This is a genomic window from Curtobacterium sp. MCLR17_040 (genome assembly GCF_003234735.1).
Taxonomy (GTDB): Bacteria; Actinomycetota; Actinomycetes; order Actinomycetales; family Microbacteriaceae; genus Curtobacterium; species Curtobacterium flaccumfaciens.
Map to the genome: position 1 here is coordinate 13,552 of NZ_QKTE01000014.1, position 17,868 is coordinate 31,419.

A 17,868-nucleotide genomic window follows, 5' to 3' on the forward strand; every position below is an offset into this window, starting at 1 on the left:
ACCGGCCCGTCGCACGCAGCTGGTAAGCAGGACCCATGACCGACGTCAGCACGCCCGTTCCCGGATCCAGAGCCCTCGTCCTCGGCGGCGGAGGTGTCGCCGGCATCGCGTGGGAAGTCGGCGTCCTCGTCGCCCTGCAGGAAGCCGGCGTCGACCTCGACGCCGCCGACCTCGTCGTCGGCACCAGCGCCGGCAGCGTCGTCGGCGCGTTCGTCCGGAACGGTGCCGTCCAGCAGGCCTACGACCAGCAGCACACCCCGGCGCCGACCACCTACGAAGAGCCGGCCCCCATCGACGTCGAGGCCGTGCAGCAGCACATCGGCGCAGCACTGCAGGGTGCGACCGGCGAGCAGGACGCCCGGGCTCGACTCGGTCAGGCCGCTCAGCAGGTCGTCGGTGGTCAGAGCGACGACGAGCGGACAGCGACCTTCGGCGAGACGCTCCCGTCCACCGAGTGGCCGGAGAAGCCGCTCGCCGTCACCGCGGTCGACGCCACCGACGGCACCTTCCGCCTGCTGACGGCGGCCGACGGCGTGCCGCTCCCCCGTGCGGTCGCGGCCAGCTGCTCGGTGCCCTTCGTCTGGACGCCGGTCGCCATCGACGGCCGCCCGTACGTCGACGGTGGTGTCCGCTCGGGCACCAACGCCGACGCCGCCGCCGGGTACGAGCGCGTGCTCGTCATCGCCTGCGGCCCCGAGGGCCCGTCCCCGTGCGGGCCCTGGCTCGACGTCGCCGTCGAGGCCCTGCGGGCCGGCGGCTCGTCGGTCGAGGTCGTGGTGGCGGACAGCGCGTCCCAGCAGGCCTTCGGCACGAACTCGCTCTCGCTCGCCACCCAGGCACCGTCGGCCGAAGCCGGCCACGCCCAGGGCACCGTGGTCGCCGAGCAGGTCGCCGCCTTCTGGGCCGAGGACCTGGCGAGCGTGCACGCATGAGCACCCCGTTCTCCGACCTCGACCAGTACATCGCGCTCCCCCGCGTCGACGGCATCGACATCAGCCCCGACGGCACCCGCGTCGCCCTGACGGTCAGTGCCCTCGACCCCGACGGCACCGGGTACCGCCGGTCGATCTGGCAGGTACCAGCAGCCCCGGCCGAGGACGCGGACGACGCCGGCACACCCGCCGCACGCCCGGTCCGCCTCACGCGCTCCGCCAGGGGCGAGGGCGGCATCGCCTTCACCCGCACCGGCGACCTGCTCTTCGTCTCCGCCCGGCCCGACGCCGACGCCACCGACCTCGAGACAGCCCAGCTCTGGGTGCTGCCTGCGAACGGTGGCGAGGCACGTCCGCTCACCCGCCTGGCCGGCGGCGTCGGTGGGGTCCTGGCCACCGCGGCCTCGTCGGACGTCGTGGCGCTGACCGCCGACCTGCTGCCGGGGGCCGGCTCCGACCCCGCGACCGTGCTCGAGGCCGACGCGGAGCTCCGGAAGAGCCGGAAGGACAAGCAGGTCCGCGCGATCCTGCACGAGACCTACCCGGTCCGGTACTGGGACCACGACCTCGGGCCGGCCCAGACGCACGTGCTGACGCTCGAGACGGCCGACAGCGACAGCGACACCGGCAGCGACGCCGTCGGCGCCAGCGCCGAGCCCGTCCAGCCCGTCGACCGCACACCGGCCCCCGGACGCTCGCTCGACCACGTCAACGGGGCGCTCACGCCCGACGGTTCGGTCCTGCTGGCATCCGTCGGCGTCCGGGAGGCCCGTGGGGACCGCTCGACGCTCGTCACCATCGACCTGTCCAACGGCCACCGCACGGTGCTGTTCGACGACGTCGACGTCGACCACGAGATGCCGGCGCTCAGCCACGACGGCCGGACGATCGCCTGGGTCCGCACCGTCCGCTCCACACCGGCCGGCGCGAACCAGCAGGAGGTCTGGGTCGCCGGCATCGACGGCTCCGACGCCCGCCGTGTCGCGACCGACTGGGACCGCTGGCCGAGCGAACTCGTGTTCGAGCACGGCGACCGCGCGCTCCTGGCGGTCGCCGACCAGGACGGCCGCGCGCCGGTCTTCCGCATCCCCCTCGACGGCGGCGCCGTCGAGCAGCTGACGCACGACGACTGGGCGTACTCGAGCCTGCGCGTGGCGGCGGCGACGGGCGTGGTCGTGGCGCTCCGGGCCTCCTGGGCGGCCCCGCTGCACCCGGTGCGGATCGCGACGGACGGCACGGTGACCCCGTTGGCGACTCCGGCGCCCCTGCCGGACGTGCCCGCCCATCTGGAAGAGGTCGAGACGACCGCAGCCGACGGCGCCCGCGTGCGCGGCTGGCTGGTCGTGCCCGAGGGCGACGGGCCGCACCCGCTCGTCCTGTGGATCCACGGCGGACCGCTCAACTCGTGGAACCAGTGGTCCTGGCGCTGGAACCCGATGCTGCTTGCAGCCCGGGGCTACGCCGTGCTGCTGCCGGATCCAGCGCTCTCCACCGGATACGGACTCGACTTCGTGAACCGCGGCTGGAACGCCTGGGGGCAGGCGCCGTACACCGACCTGATGGCGATCACCGACGTGGCCGAGGCGCGGGCGGACATCGACGCGACCCGCACCGCCGCGATGGGCGGGTCGTTCGGCGGGTACATGGCGAACTGGGTCGCCGGGCACACCGACCGGTTCCGGGCGATCGTCACCCACGCGAGCCTGTGGGCGCTCGACCAGTTCAACGGCACGACGGACTCGTCGCAGTACTGGTCGTCGATCTTCGACGCCGAGGGGATCGCGGCGAACGACCCGCACCGGTTCGTGGCCGACATCACGTCACCGATGCTCGTGATCCACGGCGACAAGGACTACCGGGTGCCGATCGGCGAGGGGCTGCGGCTCTGGTCCGAGCTCGCGGAGCACCACGCGGGACCGGACGGCTCGATGCCGCACCGGTTCCTGTACTTCCCGGACGAGAACCACTGGGTGCTCGCTCCGCAGCACGCGGTGGTCTGGTACGAGACGGTGTTCGCGTTCCTGGGGCAGCACGTGCTCGACCAGGAGTGGGAGCGGCCGGCGCTGCTCGGGTAGCGCACGCGCCCGGCGAGCCGGCGCAAGCCGGGCGGGCCGCTAGACGAACGCGGCCTGCCCGGTGATCGCCCGTCCGACGATCAGGGTGTTGACCTCGCGCGTGCCCTCGTACGAGTAGATCGCCTCGGCGTCGGCGAAGAACCGGGCCACGCCCTTGTCGAGCACGATGCCGTTGCCGCCCTGTACTTCGCGGCACCAGGCGACGGTCTCCCGCATCTTCGCGGTGGCGAACGCCTTGGCCATCGCGGAGTGCTCGTCGCCACCGACCCCGGCGTCCTGCATGGCCGAGGCCTGCGTGCACAGTGCGATCGAGGCCGTGATGTTCGACAGCGACTTGACGAGCAGGTCCTGCACGAGCTGGTGGGCGGCGATCGGCTTGCCGAACTGGATCCGCTCGCGGGCGTAGGCCAGCGCGGCCTCGTACGCACCGACCGCGATGCCGACGGCCTGCCAGGCGACCTCGGTGCGGGTCAGTCGGAGCACCTCGGCGGTCGAGCGGAACGACGTCGCGTTCTGCAGCCGGCGCGACTCGGGCACCCGGACGTCGTGCATGACGATGTCGGCGTTCTGCACGCCGCGCAGCGCGATCTTGTCCTCGATCTTCGTCGCGGTGAAGCCCGCGGTGTCGGTGGTGACGAGGAAGCCCTTGACCTGACCGTCGGCGACGTCCTTCGCCCAGATCACGACGACGTCGGCGAACGTGGCGTTGCCGATCCAGCGCTTCTCGCCGTCGAGCACCCACTCGTCGCCCTCGCGCCGGGCGGTGGTGCGCAGGCCCTTCGCGGAGTCGCTGCCGGAGTACGGCTCGGTGAGCCCGAACGCCCCGACGATCTCGCCCGTGGCCATCCGCGGGAGCCACTCGCGCTGCTGTTCGTCGCTGCCGGCGACCGCGATCGAGTTCATCGCCAGGCCGGACTGCACGCCGATGAAGGTGGCGACGCTCGCGTCCACGCGTCCGAGTTCGAGGGCCGCCCAGCCGCGGTACACGGCCGAGTTCTCGAACTGCCGCACGAGCGGGACGCCGGGCCCGTACATGCCGAGCTCGGCGAGCGGCGCGATCACCTGCATCGGGAACTCGGCGCGCGCCCAGTACTCGTCGGCGATGGGCGCGACCTCGCGCTCGAGGTACTGCCGGAGCTGCCCGAGCGACGCGCGCTCCTGCTCGGTGAGCTGTTGCTGGAAGCCGTAGAAGTCCGATTCGAGCAGGGGCGTCGCGGGCATCGTCGTTGACATGGGAACCACGATGCATCATTCTCGAAAACGTTGCAAGAGAGGATCGCGTGTACACATCAGACTCTGCGCTGCGCGCCTTCCGGGAGGCCCGTCACACCTTCATCGCCGGCTCACGGATCGACATGGGGGCGTTGGCTGCCGCACTCGGCGTCGACCGCACGTCGCTGTTCCGGTGGGTCGGCAACCGTGACCGGTTGCTGTCCGAGATCCTGTGGTCCCTCGCAGTCCCGACCATCGACAGGGCCACCCATGCCGCCGACGAGATCGGGGCGACCGGAGCTGCCAGGCTCGTCGTCGTGCTCGACCGGTTCACCGCCGACCTGATCGACGCCCCGTACTTCCGGGCGTTCCTGACGCGCGAACCCGCTCGGGCGATGCGTCTGCTCACCACCTCGGACAGTGACGTGCAGAGCCGCTTCGTCGCCCGGGTGAACGCTCTCATCGAGCAGCAGGAGTCGTCCGGTACGTTCGATCCGGCACCGTTGTCGGCTGAGGAGCTCGCACGGCTGCTCGTCCGGATCTCCGAGTCGTTCACCTACGCCGAGTTCATCTCCGGTGAGACCCCTGATCCCGACCGGGCCCGTGCGGCGTTCGAGTACGTCCTGCGGCCCGACGCGGTGCACGCCACACCCGCACCACCGATCGGAGACCGATGACCATCGACGAGTACCCGTTCCGCCGCTCCTACCCCACCCGGTGGAACGACAACGACATGTTCGGGCACGTCAACAACACGATCTACTACTCGGCGATGGACAACGCGTCGACGTACTGGTTCCGCGAGGCCGCCGGGCTCGACCCGTTCTCGTCGGAGTGGATCGCCGTGCTGGTGTCGTCGAGCTGCCGGTTCGTCGAGTCCGCCGTCTGGCCGGACGTCATCGAGGTCGGGATGCGCTCGAAGCACCTCGGCACCACGAGCCTGTCGTGGGAGTTCGGCCTGTTCCGCCAGTCCGACGGCGCCCTGCTCGCCACCGGTGAGTTCGTGCACGTCATCATCGACCGCGAGGGCGCCCGCCGTCCGATCCCGCTGCCCGCCGAGCTCCGCGAGCTCGTGACCGGCTCGATGGTCGCGCAGCAGCCCGCCGTCGCCGACTGACGACCTCAGCCCTTGAGGGCAGCCAGCTCGAGGTTGATGTCGTCAGGGTCCTGCACGGACAGGATCACCATGCCGGCGTCGCCGAGGTCGGTGACGTCGCCGTGCTCGACACCCGCGGCATCGAGTCGGGCGGCCGCTTCGTGCAGCTCGTCGACCGAACCCACGACGAAGCTCACGTGGTCGAGGCCGACGGTGTCCGGATCGAACGTCTGCCCTGCGGGAGCGACCGGACGGAGTCCGAACACCTGGTCACCGAGCCGGAACACCGATCCGCCGTAGAAACGCTCGCGGTCCTCGCGGACACCCGGCTCGTCGACCTGGTCGCTGAAGTCGATCGCCGGATCCGTGCCGAGCAGCAGCTGGTAGAAGGCCTTGCTCCGGTGGATGTCGGTCACGGTGACACGGACGTGGGCCAGGGCGGTCGGGCGTGCGAACGGCTCGGTCATGGTGGAGCTCCTCATGGGTTGCGCGCCGTGGTTGCGACGCGCACCCGAGGCAACGCTCGGTCCCTCCGAAGCACCCGAGGCGGTGCGGCGACCGGACAGCCCCGTGCACGGCGTTCCGCACGCCGCACGACCGAAGTGCCCCCGAACCACGCGATCGCGCGGTTCGGGGGCACTTCGGTCGTGCAAGCGGCGCTGGACCCGAACGCCAGCGCCGCGGTCCGGGGTCAGATCAGGTCGTCGGTCAGGTGGTTCGGCGTGCCGAAGCGGTGCGCCGTGATCGACACCGCCTGCTCGCGGACGAACGGCAGGATCTCGAGCCGCCCGGCCTCGGTCACCGGGCCGCCGTACACCGCGACGTCCGGACGACCACCGACGGCGGAGTACAGCGCCGAGGTGTCCCCACCGATGAGCCGCACCCGGGTCGAGGGACCCGAGGCGACCGAGCTCGCGAAGGCCCCGTCGGACACCGTCTGCGACAGCGAGCGCACGATCGGCAGCGACCGGATCGCCGAGGCGACGGACGACGGCAGCGTCGCGGCCGTGGAGACCTCGATCGTCGTGCCCGCCCGGAGTGCGGCTGCGACGACGCGGACGAGCTCGATCACCGAGGCGTCAGCGTCCGCGTCGGCGACCGCGGCCAGGCGCACCTGCACCGACGGGAACGGCAGGTACCGGGCGATGTTCCGCTCGGCGGAGAGCGCCGAGACGTCCGTCGCAGTGCCGAACAGCGTCGACCAGGCCTGCTCGTCGGACGCGAGCGCACGGTCGAGCATCGGCGACGCGACCTCGGCAGCCCGGGCGAACGCCGAGACCGGACCCGACACGGCGACACCGGATGCAGCAACCGCCGGTGCCGGCGTCCACGACCCGAGCCCGAGCAGGTAGTTCAGCCCACCGGCCTTCGTGCCGGCGCCCACGGCCGACTTCTTCCACCCGCCGAACGGCTGGCGGCGGACGATGGCGCCCGTGATGCCGCGGTTGACGTAGAGGTTGCCCGCCTGGATCCGCGACAGCCACGTGCCGATCTCGGCCGGGTCGAGCGAGTGCAGGCCCGAGGTCAGGCCGTAGTCGACCTCGTTCACGATGTCGATCGCCTCGTCGAGGGAGTCGGCGGTCATCATGCCGAGGATCGGGCCGAAGTACTCGGTGCGGTGGAACTCCGAGCCGCGGCGGACGCCCTGTCGGACACCTGGGCTCCAGAGCTTGCCGGTCTCGTCGAGCTGCTTCGGCTCGACGGCCCAGGACTCCCCCGCGCCGAGCTTCGTCAGGCCGTCGAGCAGCTTGCCCGAGGCCGGCTCGATGACGGGACCCATCTGCGTCGCGGCGTCGGTCGGGTAGCCCACCGTGAGCGAGGCCACCGCGTCGAGCAGCTGGTTGCGGAAGCGCTTCGACTTCGCGACCGAGCCCACCATGACGACGAGGGACGCGGCCGAGCACTTCTGGCCGGCGTGCCCGAACGCGGACGCGACGACGTCCTTCACGGCGAGGTCGAGGTCGGACGACGGCGTGACGATCACGGCGTTCTTGCCCGAGGTCTCGGCGAGCAGCGGCAGGTCGGGGCGGAACGAGCGGAACAGCTCGGCCGTCTCGTACGCACCGGTGAGGATGACCTGGTCGACCATCGGCGACGCGATGAGCTGCTGCCCGAGGTCGTTCTCCGACACCTGCAGGAACGCGAGCACGTCGGCCGGGGCCCCGTGGGCGTCGAGCGCGGTCTCGATGATCGAGGCGAGCACGGCCCCGGAGCGCTCGGCGGGCGGCGCGGGCTTCAGCACGACGGCGGACCCGGCCGCCAGCGCAGCGAGGGTCGATCCGGCGGGGATCGCGACGGGGAAGTTCCACGGCGGCGCGACCAGGGTCAGCGCCGCGGGCGTGAAGGTCGCACCGTCGACGTCGTCGAGCGAGGACGCCAGGGTGCCGTAGAAGTGCGCGAAGTCGATCGCCTCGGACACCTCGGGGTCGGCCTGGTCGATGGTCTTGCCGGTCTCCGACGCCATGACCTCGATGAGGGCGGCGCGGTTCGCCTCGAGTGCGTCGCCGACGGCGTGCAGCACGGCGCCACGTGCACCACCGGACCAGGTCCCCCAGACCGCACCGGCGGCCTTGGCGCGACCGAGCGCGGTGTCGAGCGCCGTGGCGGAGTCGACCCGGGCCTCCTGGACGGCGCGGACGCCGAGCGTCGACGAGGCGACCCGTGCGGTGATGGCGTCGCCCCAGGCGCGGACGGCGCCGACCGACGGGTCACTGTCCGGGGTGTTCTCGAAGTGGCCGGGGCCGGGGCGGCCGACGGCGGCGTAGCGGTCGGCGACCCGGTGTGAGGCCGGTGCTTCGAGGCCCTCGGGCGTCGCGAGCGGCACCAGGGAGGCGCGGAAGCGCTCCTCTTCACGGGCGAACAGCGGCGGCGAGGACACCAGCGAGAAGACCGCGGACATGAAGTTGTCCTGCGACGCTCCCTCTTCGAGGCGACGGATCAGGTAGGCGATCGCGACGTCGAACTCGCCCGGGTGCACGACCGGCGTGTAGAGCAGGAGCGAACCGACGGTGTTCTTCACGGCCGACGCCTGCCCCTGCGCCATGCCGAGCAGCATCTCGAACTCGATGCCGTCCCGCACGCCGCGCTCACCGGCGAGCAGCCAGGCGTGCGCGACGTCGAACAGGTTGTGCCCGGCGACACCGACGCGGACGTTCTCGACGCGCGACGGGGTGAGCGCCCAGTCGAGCACGCGCTTGTAGTTGGTGTCCGAGTCCTGCTTGGTGTGCCAGGTGGCGAGCGGCCAACCGTGCACCGAGGCCTCGACCTGCTCCATCGGCAGGTTCGCGCCCTTCACCAGACGGACCTTGATGCCGGCACCACCGCGGGCACGGCGGGCGGCGGACCACTCCTGCAGCTCCTGCATCGCGGCGAGCGCGTCGGGCAGGTACGCCTGCAGCACGATGCCGGCTTCGAGGCTGAGGAACTCGGGCTCGTCGAGGAGCTTCGTGAAGACCGCGATGGTGAGGTCGAGGTCCTTGTACTCCTCCATGTCGAGGTTGATGAACTTGGCCGGGGTGGCGGCTGCGGCACGCTGGAAGAGCGGTCGGAGCTGCTCGACGATGTCGTCCACCGCGTGGCCGAACGCCCACGGCGAGTGCGGGTGCACGGTCGAGGACACCTTGATGGAGACGTAGTCGACGTCGTCGCGGGCCAGGAGCTTGTGCGTGCCCTCGAGTCGGCGGGCGGCTTCGCGCTCGCCCAGGACGGCTTCGCCGAGCAGGTTGACGTTGAGGCGGACGCCGTCGCGCTTGATGCCGGCGATGGCCGGGCCGAGCTTGGAGTCGGTGGCGTCGACGATCAGGTGGCCGACCATGTTGCGGAGGACGCGTCGGGCGATGGGGACCACGACGTTCGGCAGCATCGGGGCCATGCCGCCGCCGAGCCGGACGAGTCCGCGGAGCGCGGCGGGCAGGAACCCGGGGGCGTCCGGGGCGATCTGGCGGAGCTTGCGGGCGGCGACGGCGAGGTCTTCCGGTCGCACGACCCCGTCGACGAACCCGACGGCGAAGTCGAGTCCGGCGGGGTCGGCGAGCACGCCGGCGAGCTGCTTCGCGGAGCCGTCGACCGGGTAGGACTCGGCCTCGGCGAGCCACTGTCGGACGAGCGCGACGGACTGGTCCGCCAGGGCGTCGTGGTCGATGGCGGAGTCCTCGTGCAGCGTCGTCATGGGTTCAGTGTGGAGGTCCGGGATGCGGTAGCGGAAGTGAGCGTTCCTGATGGATACCGTTCAGTTCCGCTACCGTTCCGGTCCTGATCCGGCTAGCGTCGGACCATGCTCGACGTCCGCCGTCTCGTGCTCCTCCGTGAGCTGTCCATCCGCGGCACGATCGCGGCCGTCGCCGAGGCCGTGAACTTCACCCCGTCGGCGGTCTCGCAGCAGCTGAGCGCCCTGGAGCGGGAGGCCGGCGTGCAGCTCCTCCGCAAGGCCGGGCGTCGGCTCCAGCTCACCCCGCAGGCCGAGGTGCTGGTGGCCGCGGCGGGCCAGGTGCTCGACGTCCTCGAGCACGCGCAGTCCCAGGTCGAGGACACCCTGTCGTCCGTGCAGGGCCGCGTCCGGGTCGCGGTGTTCCAGTCCGCGGCCCTCGCCCTGATGCCGAGCGCCCTGCACGAGATGGCCACGGAACACCCCGACGTCCGGGTCGAGATGGTCCAGCGGGAACCGGAGACCGCACTGAACGAGACGTGGGCTCGTGACTTCGACATGGTCATCGCCGAGCAGTACCCGGCCCACGCCGCTCCGCACCTGCCCGGGCTCGACCGCTCCGACCTGACGACCGACGCCGTCCGGCTCGCCCTGCCCCCGCTCGACACTGCCCTGCGCCCGGTGTCGTCGCTCGAGGACGCCCGCACCATGCCCTGGGTGATGGAACCCCGCGGCACCGCGTCGCGGCACTTCGCGGAGCAGGTCTGTCGGCGCTGGGGCTTCGAGCCCGACGTCCGGTACGAGACCGCTGACCTGCAGACGCAGATCCGCCTGGTCGAGTCGGGCAACGCGGTGAGCCTGATGCCGGACCTGATGTGGACCGGTCGGACGACGACCTGTCGGCTGCTCGAGCTGCCGGAGGGGCCCCGACGCACGATCTTCACCGTGGTGCGGTCCGCGGGGTCGTCGTCCCCGGCGGTCCGCGCACTCCGTGACGCGCTCGAGCGCGCGGCGGCGGCCGTCGGCGACTGATCCGCCGGCGCGCACGTCATCCAGCGCACGCCAGCCAGCTCGCGCCAGCCAGCGCTGTGACCGGATCGAGACCTGTGCATCCGTCAGGATCTCGTCGACGCAGACATCTCCTGGATGAGGGCACCTCCCGGTGCCCCGACCGGCATCCGAGGGGGATCCCATGAACCAGCCCTGCACCTCCACCACACGACGGGTCGCTGCCATCGGCGCAGCCGTCGCCATCGTCACCGCGTCGTCCGCGTTCGGCATCGGCGCCGCGACCGCCGTCGCGGCCGAGCCCACGACCGCCACGAGCACGGCGACACCCGGTACGCCGGCCGAGCCCGGTACGCCGGCCCAACCCGCCACGCCCGTCACGACGGTCGACACCGACGAGCAGCCGGGAGGCCCGTCCACCGACCCGACGCCGACTGCGGTCCCGGAAACGCCGGCACCAGAGCCCACGGCACCCACCGCACCGGCGACACCTTCGGCGCCCGCGGCACCCGCGGCACCCGCGGCACCCGCCGCCGACGACGGCAGCGACCTCGCCTTCACGGAACCGTCCACCGCCGAGGACCCGATCGAGCTCACCGCCACCAGCGGCACGCCCTTCACACGCACCTTCGAGACCACCGGCGGCGACGGCACCGTCGGCTACGCCATCCAGGACGCCCCGTCCTCCGACTACTGGGTCAACGTCGACACCGGTGTCCTGAGCGGCGACCCGAAGGAAGCCGGGACCTTCCGGTTCCAGGTCGTCGCCCTGAGCGGCTCGACCGAGATCACGCAGTACGTCGAGCTGACGGTCGCTCCCGGTGACCCCGTGGGCGTGACGTTCGGCGTCGCCACCCCCGACTACAACGGGCTGTGGCAGGTCGAGACCGACGGCACGATCTGGGAACAGGCAGCGGGTCAGGGCCGCGTCCGCATCGTGCCGAGCATCCCCGTCGCCGAGGACACCCCCCTCACGCTCGCCGGGCTCGCGGTCGACGCGTACGGCAACCGGACCACGCCTGGTCCGGACTACCCCCGGTCGACGGTCACGAGCACGGACGATTCCGACTCGGCGGTGTGGAACGACGGGGACTCCTCGAACACCGTGACCTTCGGCGGCACCGGCACCCGGACCGTGACGGTCTCCGAAGGGGGCGTCTCCACGTCGTTCGAGGTCGTGGTCGGCGCCGAGGACACCGACGAGCCCGCCGCCCCGGACACCATCACGTTCACCGAGCCCTCGACGCCCGAGTCACCCATCCGCATCGAGACCACCGCGGGCGAGCAGATCGAGCGAACCTTCACCGCGACGGGGTCGTCGACGGAGCTGCACTACGTCCTGCTGACCGGCCCGACGGCGTTCCCCGTCCCGGGCAACGAACACCCGATCGCACCGCTCGGCCTCGCCGTCGGTGACACGAGCGGGATCCTGAGCGGCGCCCCGACGGTGGCCGGCGAGTACGACTTCCAGGTCATGGCCATGAACGGGTCCCGCGCTGCTACCCAGTACGTCCACCTGTCCATCCGTCCCGCCGCGACGGAGGAACTCAGCCTGCTCGTCGGCACGATCGGGTCGCCGAAGGGGTGGCTCCGCGACGCCGAGGGCCTGCGCGAGATCTTCGCGGAGAGCCCGAAGTCGATCCCGGTCGACGCCGTCCCGGTGGCCCAGGGGGCGACGATGGTCGTCCGGGTGACGGCGCTCGACGCGTTCGGGAACAGCACGAAGGAGTCCGACGGCGCGCAGCCCGTCGTGACGAGCAGCGTGGCCAGCGACGAAGTGACGCTGCCGTACGGCGAGTGGGAGCCCCGCGTCGGGTTCCCGCACGCCTCGCCGCACACCATCACGGTCGCCCTCGGCGACGTCTCGACCACGTTCGACGTGGACGTGCGGCCGTCGGTCGCGACCGTCGGCGACACGACCCCGACGGTCGGCGGCGGTGGGCACCTCGCCTACACGGGCGCTGACGCCTCCGGGCCGCTCGCGTGGGCGCTGGGCCTGCTCGCCGCCGGCGGCGGTCTGCTGGTCCACCGCCTGCGTCGCCGTCGCGCCTGAGACGCGGCCCCGGACGGACGGGAGGCGCGGTGCGGGCCCGCACCGCGCCTCCCGTCCGTCGTTCCGAGCCCACAGGGCAGGCCGCGCGTGCGGGGGTCCGGCGGTTTCCCGCACGCACCCCCAACCCGGGTCACATTCCGGTGAATCGTCACAGCCCGGCAACGTCATCCCGCTACGATCCGAGAACGCCGACATTCTCGGCAAATTCACATGATCTGGGCGATGAGCCCGGACCGAATCCCTGGGGGATCCCGTGCACCGCAGCACCTCCACTGTCCGTCGCGCCTGCGCCGTCGGCACCACCGTCGCCCTGGTCGGCCTGACCACCGGCCTCGGCATCATGACCGCGACGGCCGCCAACGCCGAGACGCTCGACACGACGCAGCCGATCGTGGCCGCCGAGACGCCCGCTCCGGTCGTCTCCGACGAGACGCCCACGCCGACGGACCCGCCCGTCGAGACCGCGCCCGAGACCCCGGCTCCGGTCGAGGAAGCCCCGGCACCCACCCCCGAGGCCACCGAGCCCGCCGCGCCGGAGACCACCGCGCCAGCCGCCACCGAGGCTCCGAAGCCGACCGAGACCCCGAAGCCGGACGTCACGGCCAAGGCCGCCGACGCCACCGTCACCATCGAGGGCACGGCCAAGGTCGGCACCCGACTCGTCGCCGTCGTCACCGGCTTCGACGACGAGGCGGGGTACAAGTACTCGTGGACCGACCAGGACGGCAACGTCCTGTCGAAGGCCGCGAGCTACGTCGTCGACCCGACCGACGTCCGCAAGACCATCACGGTCGCCGTGACGGGCACGCTGCCCGGCGCGACCGAGACCTCCACGGTCGAGTCCGAGGCCACCGCCGCCGTGACGCAGACCCCGGCGTTCCTCGGTGAGGACGGCCAGCCCACCAAGGCCGGCGCCACGCAGGACAGCCCGCTCGAGCTGAGCACCGCCGCCGGTGACGCCTTCTCGCACACCTTCCGTGCGCAGGGCTTCCCGGAGCCGAAGTACAGCCTCGCCTGGTTCGACGAGGACGACGCCGAGTACGCGGAGGAGTACCCCGAGGACGAGATGTCCCCCGCGGACCAGCTCCCCTACGGTCTGACCTTCGACGCGTCGACCGGTGAGCTCAGTGGCGTCACCACCGAGGCGTGGGACTGGACCTTCGCCGTCACGGCGACCAGCGGCACCGAGACGACCACGCAGTACGTTTCGCTCAACGTCGAGGCCGGTGCGCCGCTCGGCCTCTTCGTCTACACGACCGATCGCGCCGGAGCCTTCGACTTCGACGAGAACGACACCAAGAAGCGCACCACGTGGATCATCGACCCGGACGGCAAGGTCTACACCGTCATCACGCAGGGTGACGGCGACGGTGGCCAGGTCGGCACCGAGGTCGACGGCGGTCGTCCCACGATCAAGCAGGGTGGGACGCTCATCGTGACCGGCACGGTCGTCGATCGGTTCGGCAACGAGGTCCTGGGCGAGGACGACGAGTCGATCACGCCCACCGTGACGTCGGACGTCTCGACCGACGTCATCGCCGCAGACCCCGAGATCGGTGAGTTCGGCTTCATCGGCGTCACGTTCCCGCACGCCTCGATCCACAACCTCACCGTCGCCGCCGGCGACTTCGCCACCTCGTTCGCCGTCGACGTCCAGCCGACAGCGGTCGCCGGCATCGCCGACCCGACCCCGGTCGCGCCGGCAGCGGCCCCCGTCGCCCCGGTCAACACCGGTGGCCAGCTCGCCTACACCGGGTCGGACACCACCGACGCACTGCCGTGGGCCCTGGGCCTGCTCGTCGCCGGTGCCGGCCTCATCGGCGCCCGCTTCGCGCGTCGTCGTCGCACCCAGCGCTGACACCCTGAGTCGTCTCCCGTCCGTCGCGTGCCCGCGCGGTGGACGGGAGGCCCGTGACGGCCCCGCCTGTTCCTCCACCGGAGCAGGCGGGGCCGTTTCCGCATCCGCGCCCGGCCGGGTCCGCGCCGGTAGCGTTGGCGACATGCCCATGCTGCTGCACATCGACTCCTCGGCCGACCTGTCCCACTCCCGCTCGCGCGCACTGACCGCGGCCTTCGCCGACGCCTGGCGCGCCCGAGGCCCGGAGTACACGGTCGTCCGGCGGGACCTGCACGTCGACCAGCTCCCCCACCTGGAGAGCTCCGCGCTGCACTGGGCCGCCGCCGACCGCACCGCAGAGGAGACCGTCGCGCCCGAAGCCGACGCCCTGCGCCAGGAGGTCATCGACGAGCTCCTGGCCGCCGACGTCGTCGTGGTGGGTGCGCCGCTGTACAACTACACCGTGCCGTCGACCCTGAAGGCCTGGATCGACCGAATCCACGTGCCCGGCATCCTGACCGGCGGCGTGCAGCCCCTGGCCGGACGACCCGTCGTCACCGTGGTGAGCCGCGGCGCGACCTACGACGCCGGCACTCCGACCGAGGGCTGGGACCACGGCTCCCCCGTCCTGCACATCGTGCTCGGCACCGCGCTCGGCATGAAGCTGTACCCGATCACCGTCAGCGCGACCCTGGCCGACCGGCTGCCGGACCTCGCACCGCTGGCCGAGCACGCCGCCGCGGAGTTCGCCGACGCGAAGACGACGATCGAGCGCCTGGCGACGACGCTCGGCTGACCCGCGCGGCCGCGGCGTTCGTCAGGCGGGCCGCACCTCGTCGGCCCGCCCGAGCAGCTCCGCGTGGAAGGCCGTCTGCGTCAGCGCGCTCGCGAGCAGGAACCCGGTCATCGACTCGATCCCGCCGCTGAAGGGCACCCGGGCGGCGACCTCGAACAGCGTCGGACGGTCCAGTGCGTCGAGGGCCGCGGCGACGTGGCGGGAGCGTTCCTCCCGGTGCCGAGCCAGAGTCTGCGCGCGGGTGACGACGTCGCGGAACCGGTACTCGTGCCCCGGGCAGACCTCGAGGTCGGCGTACGGGTCGAGCCGCGCGAGCGACGCCAGGTAGTCGCCGAGCGGGTTCGTCCCGGTCCGGCCGCCGAGCCCGATGCCGGAGTTGATCCGCGGCAGCACGTGGTCGCCGGAGAACAGCAGCCCGTCGGCCTCGTCGAGGAAGCACACGTGCCCGCTCGTGTGCCCCGGGGTCCACAGCGTGCGGATCGTCCGACCGGAGATCGGCAGCAGGTCGCCGTCCTCGAGCAGCACGTCGGCGTACGGCGACTCGATCCGGCCCATCCCGATCCGGCGTCCGCTGCCCCAGGCCTCGACGACCCCGGCCCGCAGGTGCTCCGGCAGGCCCCACGTCGCGATGTCCGCGTCGTTCCGCTCGGCGTCGGCGCGTTCCCGTTCGAGCGCACGGACCTCGAGGCCGTGCATCGCCACGCGTGCTCCCGTCGCCCGGCGGATGGCCGCTGCGGCACCCAGGTGGTCGGCGTGCAGGTGCGTCACGGCCACGAGCGACACGTCGTCCAGGGTCCGTCCGATCGCGGCGAGCCCGTCCCGCAGCTCGTCGAGCCCGCCGTCGACCGACCACCCGGGGTCGATCACCGCGAGCGAGCCGTCCGACCCCTCGACGACGTACACGAGGGTCGCGTCGGGCACCCCGAACCGGAACGGCACCGCGAGGGTCCAGATGCCCGGCCGGACCTGCTCGACCGGTGGCAGGACGCCGTCGCGGAGCGCGGCGGCCTGCACGGGGCTGATCGGTTCCGGGGCCGGCGCTGCCGGTGGGGGCACGGTCGTCACGCCGGCCACCCTACCGACGCTGGCCGACCTGCCCGGGGTGATCCGGGCCTCCCGGCCGCGCATCGTGAGCAGAAGATGTCGGGTCGTCGAGCCGGACCCGACCATTCCTGCTCACGAAGTGCGCAGCCCCGCCACCGCCCGCGAGTAGACAGGACCCATGGAGATCGCACCGATGCTCGCCAAGGCCGTCGCCACCGTCCCCGACCCGGACAGCACGAAGGGCGGGCTGCGGTACGAACCGAAGTGGGACGGCTTCCGGGGCATCGTGACCATCGACGGTGACGACGTCGAGATCGGCAGCCGCGGCGCCAAGCCGCTCACCCGGTACTTCCCCGAGCTCGTCGAGGCGTTCCACGCCCAGTTCGGCGGCCGCGACCACCCGGTCGTCCTGGACGGCGAGGTGATCCTGCGCTCCGGCGAGCCCGGTGCCGAGCGCCTCGACTGGGAGGCGCTGTCGCAGCGCATCCATCCGGCAGCCTCGCGGATCGCCAAGCTCAGCGTCGAGACCCCGGCGCAGTTCGTGGCCTTCGACCTGCTGGCGGTGGACGGCGAGGAGCTGGTGGACCGCCCCTTCGACGAGCGCCGCGAGCGCCTGGAGCAGCTCGGCGACGCGATGACCGACCCGCTCTTCGTCACCCGCACCACACTCGACGTCGAGCAGGCGCGCGAGTGGCTCACCGCCTTCGAGGGCGCCGGGCTCGACGGCGTCGTCGCGAAGCCGCGAGCGCGGCCGTACGAACCGAACAAGCGCTCGATGCTCAAGATCAAGCACCACCGCACCGCCGACGTCGTCGCGATCGGCTACCGCGTGCACAAGAGCGGCTCCGGCGTCGGGTCGCTGCTGGTCGGCTTGTACGACGCGGACGGCGAGCTCCGCCAGGTCGGCGGCGTCTCCGCCTTCTCCGACAAGCGCCGGGCCGCGTTGATCGACGAGCTCGAGCCCGTCGTGCTCCGCGATGCGGACGGGAGGCCCGTCACCGGTGACGGAGAACGGTCGCGGTTCTCGTCGGGTCGCGACACGTCGTTCGTCCGGCTGGCGCCGGAGCTGGTGCTCGAGGTCCGGTACGACCAGATGGAGGGCGACCGGTTCCGGCACACCGTGCAGTTCGAGCGGTGGCGGCCCGACCGCGAGGCGACGTCGTGCGGGTTCGACCAGCTCGAGGTGCCGAGTGCGTACGACCTGAACGACGTGCTGTCCTGACGACGGAACGCACTGCGGTGTCCGTTTGTCGCTGTTCTGTCACGTTTGCGGAAAAGTAGTTAGCCGAACTAGCGAAGCCGTGCCAGGATGATCTCAGCAGCACGAGGCGTCCAGTCCGGATGCCCGGATCGGAGCGGATCGACATGAGCACCAGCACGCTTGTCCGCCACCCTCGGCGGAGCCCCTTCACAGAAGTCCGAGAGGCACGGCGCCAGCGCGTCCTGCAGCTCAGCGCGGTCATCAGCGCCATCGCCGGCGTGACCGCCACGGCGCTCGCACTCGTCACGGTCGGACTCGGCTCGTGATCGTCGACGGCATCACCGACGTGCACCGCGGCACCTGGTCGCGGCTGACCCGCCTGCACACCGCCAGCATCGGGCTGCCGACGCACACCACGCGCGTCGAGGACCCGGACCGTCAGCGGGACGTCTCCTCTGCAGCCTGAGGTT

General features: G+C 72.0%; 15 protein-coding genes. 11 read left to right on the forward strand and 4 right to left on the reverse strand.

Annotation, left to right across the window (positions count from 1 at the left end):
- Nucleotides 1–35: 35 nt before the first annotated feature.
- Together DEJ01_RS12370 and DEJ01_RS12375 are read left to right on the forward strand one after the other, a co-directional pair.
- Nucleotides 36–932 (forward strand): patatin-like phospholipase family protein, encoded by an 897-nt coding sequence (locus tag DEJ01_RS12370; RefSeq protein WP_111093140.1) that lies wholly within the window; start codon nucleotides 36–38, stop codon nucleotides 930–932.
- Nucleotides 929–3,007 (forward strand): alpha/beta fold hydrolase, encoded by a 2,079-nt coding sequence (locus DEJ01_RS12375; protein WP_111093141.1) that lies wholly within the window; start codon nucleotides 929–931, stop codon nucleotides 3,005–3,007. The genes DEJ01_RS12370 and DEJ01_RS12375 overlap by 4 nt, the downstream gene beginning before the upstream one ends.
- Nucleotides 3,008–3,046: 39 nt before the next feature.
- On the opposite strand, the gene DEJ01_RS12380 is transcribed toward DEJ01_RS12375, so the two are convergent.
- Nucleotides 3,047–4,228 carry an acyl-CoA dehydrogenase family protein gene (locus DEJ01_RS12380; RefSeq protein WP_111093142.1) on the reverse strand — a complete coding sequence of 394 codons (1,182 nt, stop codon included), beginning with the start codon at nucleotides 4,226–4,228 and terminating at the stop codon, nucleotides 3,047–3,049.
- A gap of 59 nt (nucleotides 4,229–4,287) precedes the next feature.
- Here DEJ01_RS12380 and DEJ01_RS12385 point away from each other — a divergent pair, with 59 nt between their 5' ends.
- Both DEJ01_RS12385 and DEJ01_RS12390 read left to right on the forward strand, forming a co-directional pair.
- Complete coding sequence (locus DEJ01_RS12385) at nucleotides 4,288–4,896, forward strand: QsdR family transcriptional regulator (protein WP_111093143.1); 609 nt, start codon at nucleotides 4,288–4,290, stop codon at nucleotides 4,894–4,896.
- Nucleotides 4,893–5,336 (forward strand): thioesterase family protein, encoded by a 444-nt coding sequence (locus DEJ01_RS12390; RefSeq protein WP_111039501.1) that lies wholly within the window; start codon nucleotides 4,893–4,895, stop codon nucleotides 5,334–5,336. The genes DEJ01_RS12385 and DEJ01_RS12390 overlap by 4 nt, the downstream gene beginning before the upstream one ends.
- A gap of 5 nt (nucleotides 5,337–5,341) precedes the next feature.
- Here the strand turns inward: DEJ01_RS12390 and DEJ01_RS12395 are convergent, their stop codons facing one another.
- Nucleotides 5,342–5,782, reverse strand: a complete 441-nt coding sequence (locus DEJ01_RS12395) for a VOC family protein (RefSeq protein ID WP_111093144.1) — start codon at nucleotides 5,780–5,782, stop codon at nucleotides 5,342–5,344.
- Between the two features lie 224 nt (nucleotides 5,783–6,006).
- Nucleotides 6,007–9,483: a bifunctional proline dehydrogenase/L-glutamate gamma-semialdehyde dehydrogenase gene (locus tag DEJ01_RS12400; RefSeq protein ID WP_111093145.1), complete on the reverse strand. Its 3,477-nt coding sequence runs from the start codon at nucleotides 9,481–9,483 to the stop codon at nucleotides 6,007–6,009.
- A gap of 105 nt (nucleotides 9,484–9,588) precedes the next feature.
- Here DEJ01_RS12400 and DEJ01_RS12405 point away from each other — a divergent pair, with 105 nt between their 5' ends.
- The 4 genes from DEJ01_RS12405 (at nucleotide 9,589) to DEJ01_RS12420 (ending at nucleotide 15,153) form a co-directional block, all read left to right on the forward strand.
- Nucleotides 9,589–10,491 carry a LysR substrate-binding domain-containing protein gene (locus tag DEJ01_RS12405; protein WP_111047392.1) on the forward strand — a complete coding sequence of 301 codons (903 nt, stop codon included), beginning with the start codon at nucleotides 9,589–9,591 and terminating at the stop codon, nucleotides 10,489–10,491.
- Between the two features lie 160 nt (nucleotides 10,492–10,651).
- Nucleotides 10,652–12,520 carry a hypothetical protein gene (locus DEJ01_RS12410; RefSeq protein ID WP_111093146.1) on the forward strand — a complete coding sequence of 623 codons (1,869 nt, stop codon included), beginning with the start codon at nucleotides 10,652–10,654 and terminating at the stop codon, nucleotides 12,518–12,520.
- Between the two features lie 253 nt (nucleotides 12,521–12,773).
- A complete protein-coding gene (locus DEJ01_RS12415) occupies nucleotides 12,774–14,378 on the forward strand; it encodes a putative Ig domain-containing protein (RefSeq protein ID WP_111093147.1) in 1,605 nt (534 codons plus the stop codon).
- Between the two features lie 142 nt (nucleotides 14,379–14,520).
- The gene (locus tag DEJ01_RS12420; RefSeq protein ID WP_111093148.1) at nucleotides 14,521–15,153 is read left to right on the forward strand and encodes an FMN-dependent NADH-azoreductase; all 633 of its coding nucleotides are present in this window, start codon (nucleotides 14,521–14,523) and stop codon (nucleotides 15,151–15,153) included.
- A gap of 21 nt (nucleotides 15,154–15,174) precedes the next feature.
- On the opposite strand, the gene DEJ01_RS12425 is transcribed toward DEJ01_RS12420, so the two are convergent.
- On the reverse strand, nucleotides 15,175–16,218 hold the full coding sequence (locus tag DEJ01_RS12425) for an MBL fold metallo-hydrolase (protein WP_181438439.1): 1,044 nt from the start codon (nucleotides 16,216–16,218) through the stop codon (nucleotides 15,175–15,177).
- 157 nt (nucleotides 16,219–16,375) lie between these two features.
- Between DEJ01_RS12425 and DEJ01_RS12430 the strand changes: the two genes are divergently transcribed.
- The 3 genes from DEJ01_RS12430 (at nucleotide 16,376) to DEJ01_RS18195 (ending at nucleotide 17,864) form a co-directional block, all read left to right on the forward strand.
- Nucleotides 16,376–17,419, forward strand: coding sequence for an ATP-dependent DNA ligase (locus tag DEJ01_RS12430; protein WP_111093150.1), 1,044 nt, complete (start codon nucleotides 16,376–16,378; stop codon nucleotides 17,417–17,419).
- 143 nt (nucleotides 17,420–17,562) lie between these two features.
- Nucleotides 17,563–17,724 carry a hypothetical protein gene (locus tag DEJ01_RS18190; RefSeq protein ID WP_163343780.1) on the forward strand — a complete coding sequence of 54 codons (162 nt, stop codon included), beginning with the start codon at nucleotides 17,563–17,565 and terminating at the stop codon, nucleotides 17,722–17,724.
- Entirely contained in the window at nucleotides 17,721–17,864 is a 144-nt protein-coding gene (locus tag DEJ01_RS18195; RefSeq protein WP_155896788.1) for a hypothetical protein, read from the forward strand. The genes DEJ01_RS18190 and DEJ01_RS18195 overlap by 4 nt, the downstream gene beginning before the upstream one ends.
- Nucleotides 17,865–17,868 lie beyond the last annotated feature (4 nt).

Excerpts from the sequence above, each read along its gene's own strand:
- DEJ01_RS12370 (WP_111093140.1), top strand. The coding sequence starts at position 36 with ATGACCGACGTCAGCACGCCCGTTCCCGGATCCAGAGCCCTCGTCCTC.
- DEJ01_RS12375 (WP_111093141.1), top strand. The coding sequence starts at position 929 with ATGAGCACCCCGTTCTCCGACCTCGACCAGTACATCGCGCTCCCCCGC.
- DEJ01_RS12380 (WP_111093142.1), bottom strand. The coding sequence starts at position 4,228 with ATGCCCGCGACGCCCCTGCTCGAATCGGACTTCTACGGCTTCCAGCAA.
- DEJ01_RS12390 (WP_111039501.1), top strand. The coding sequence starts at position 4,893 with ATGACCATCGACGAGTACCCGTTCCGCCGCTCCTACCCCACCCGGTGG.
- DEJ01_RS12395 (WP_111093144.1), bottom strand. The coding sequence starts at position 5,782 with ATGACCGAGCCGTTCGCACGCCCGACCGCCCTGGCCCACGTCCGTGTC.
- DEJ01_RS12400 (WP_111093145.1), bottom strand. The coding sequence starts at position 9,483 with ATGACGACGCTGCACGAGGACTCCGCCATCGACCACGACGCCCTGGCG.
- DEJ01_RS12405 (WP_111047392.1), top strand. The coding sequence starts at position 9,589 with ATGCTCGACGTCCGCCGTCTCGTGCTCCTCCGTGAGCTGTCCATCCGC.
- DEJ01_RS12410 (WP_111093146.1), top strand. The coding sequence starts at position 10,652 with ATGAACCAGCCCTGCACCTCCACCACACGACGGGTCGCTGCCATCGGC.
- DEJ01_RS12420 (WP_111093148.1), top strand. The coding sequence starts at position 14,521 with ATGCCCATGCTGCTGCACATCGACTCCTCGGCCGACCTGTCCCACTCC.
- DEJ01_RS12430 (WP_111093150.1), top strand. The coding sequence starts at position 16,376 with ATGGAGATCGCACCGATGCTCGCCAAGGCCGTCGCCACCGTCCCCGAC.
- DEJ01_RS18190 (WP_163343780.1), top strand. The coding sequence starts at position 17,563 with ATGAGCACCAGCACGCTTGTCCGCCACCCTCGGCGGAGCCCCTTCACA.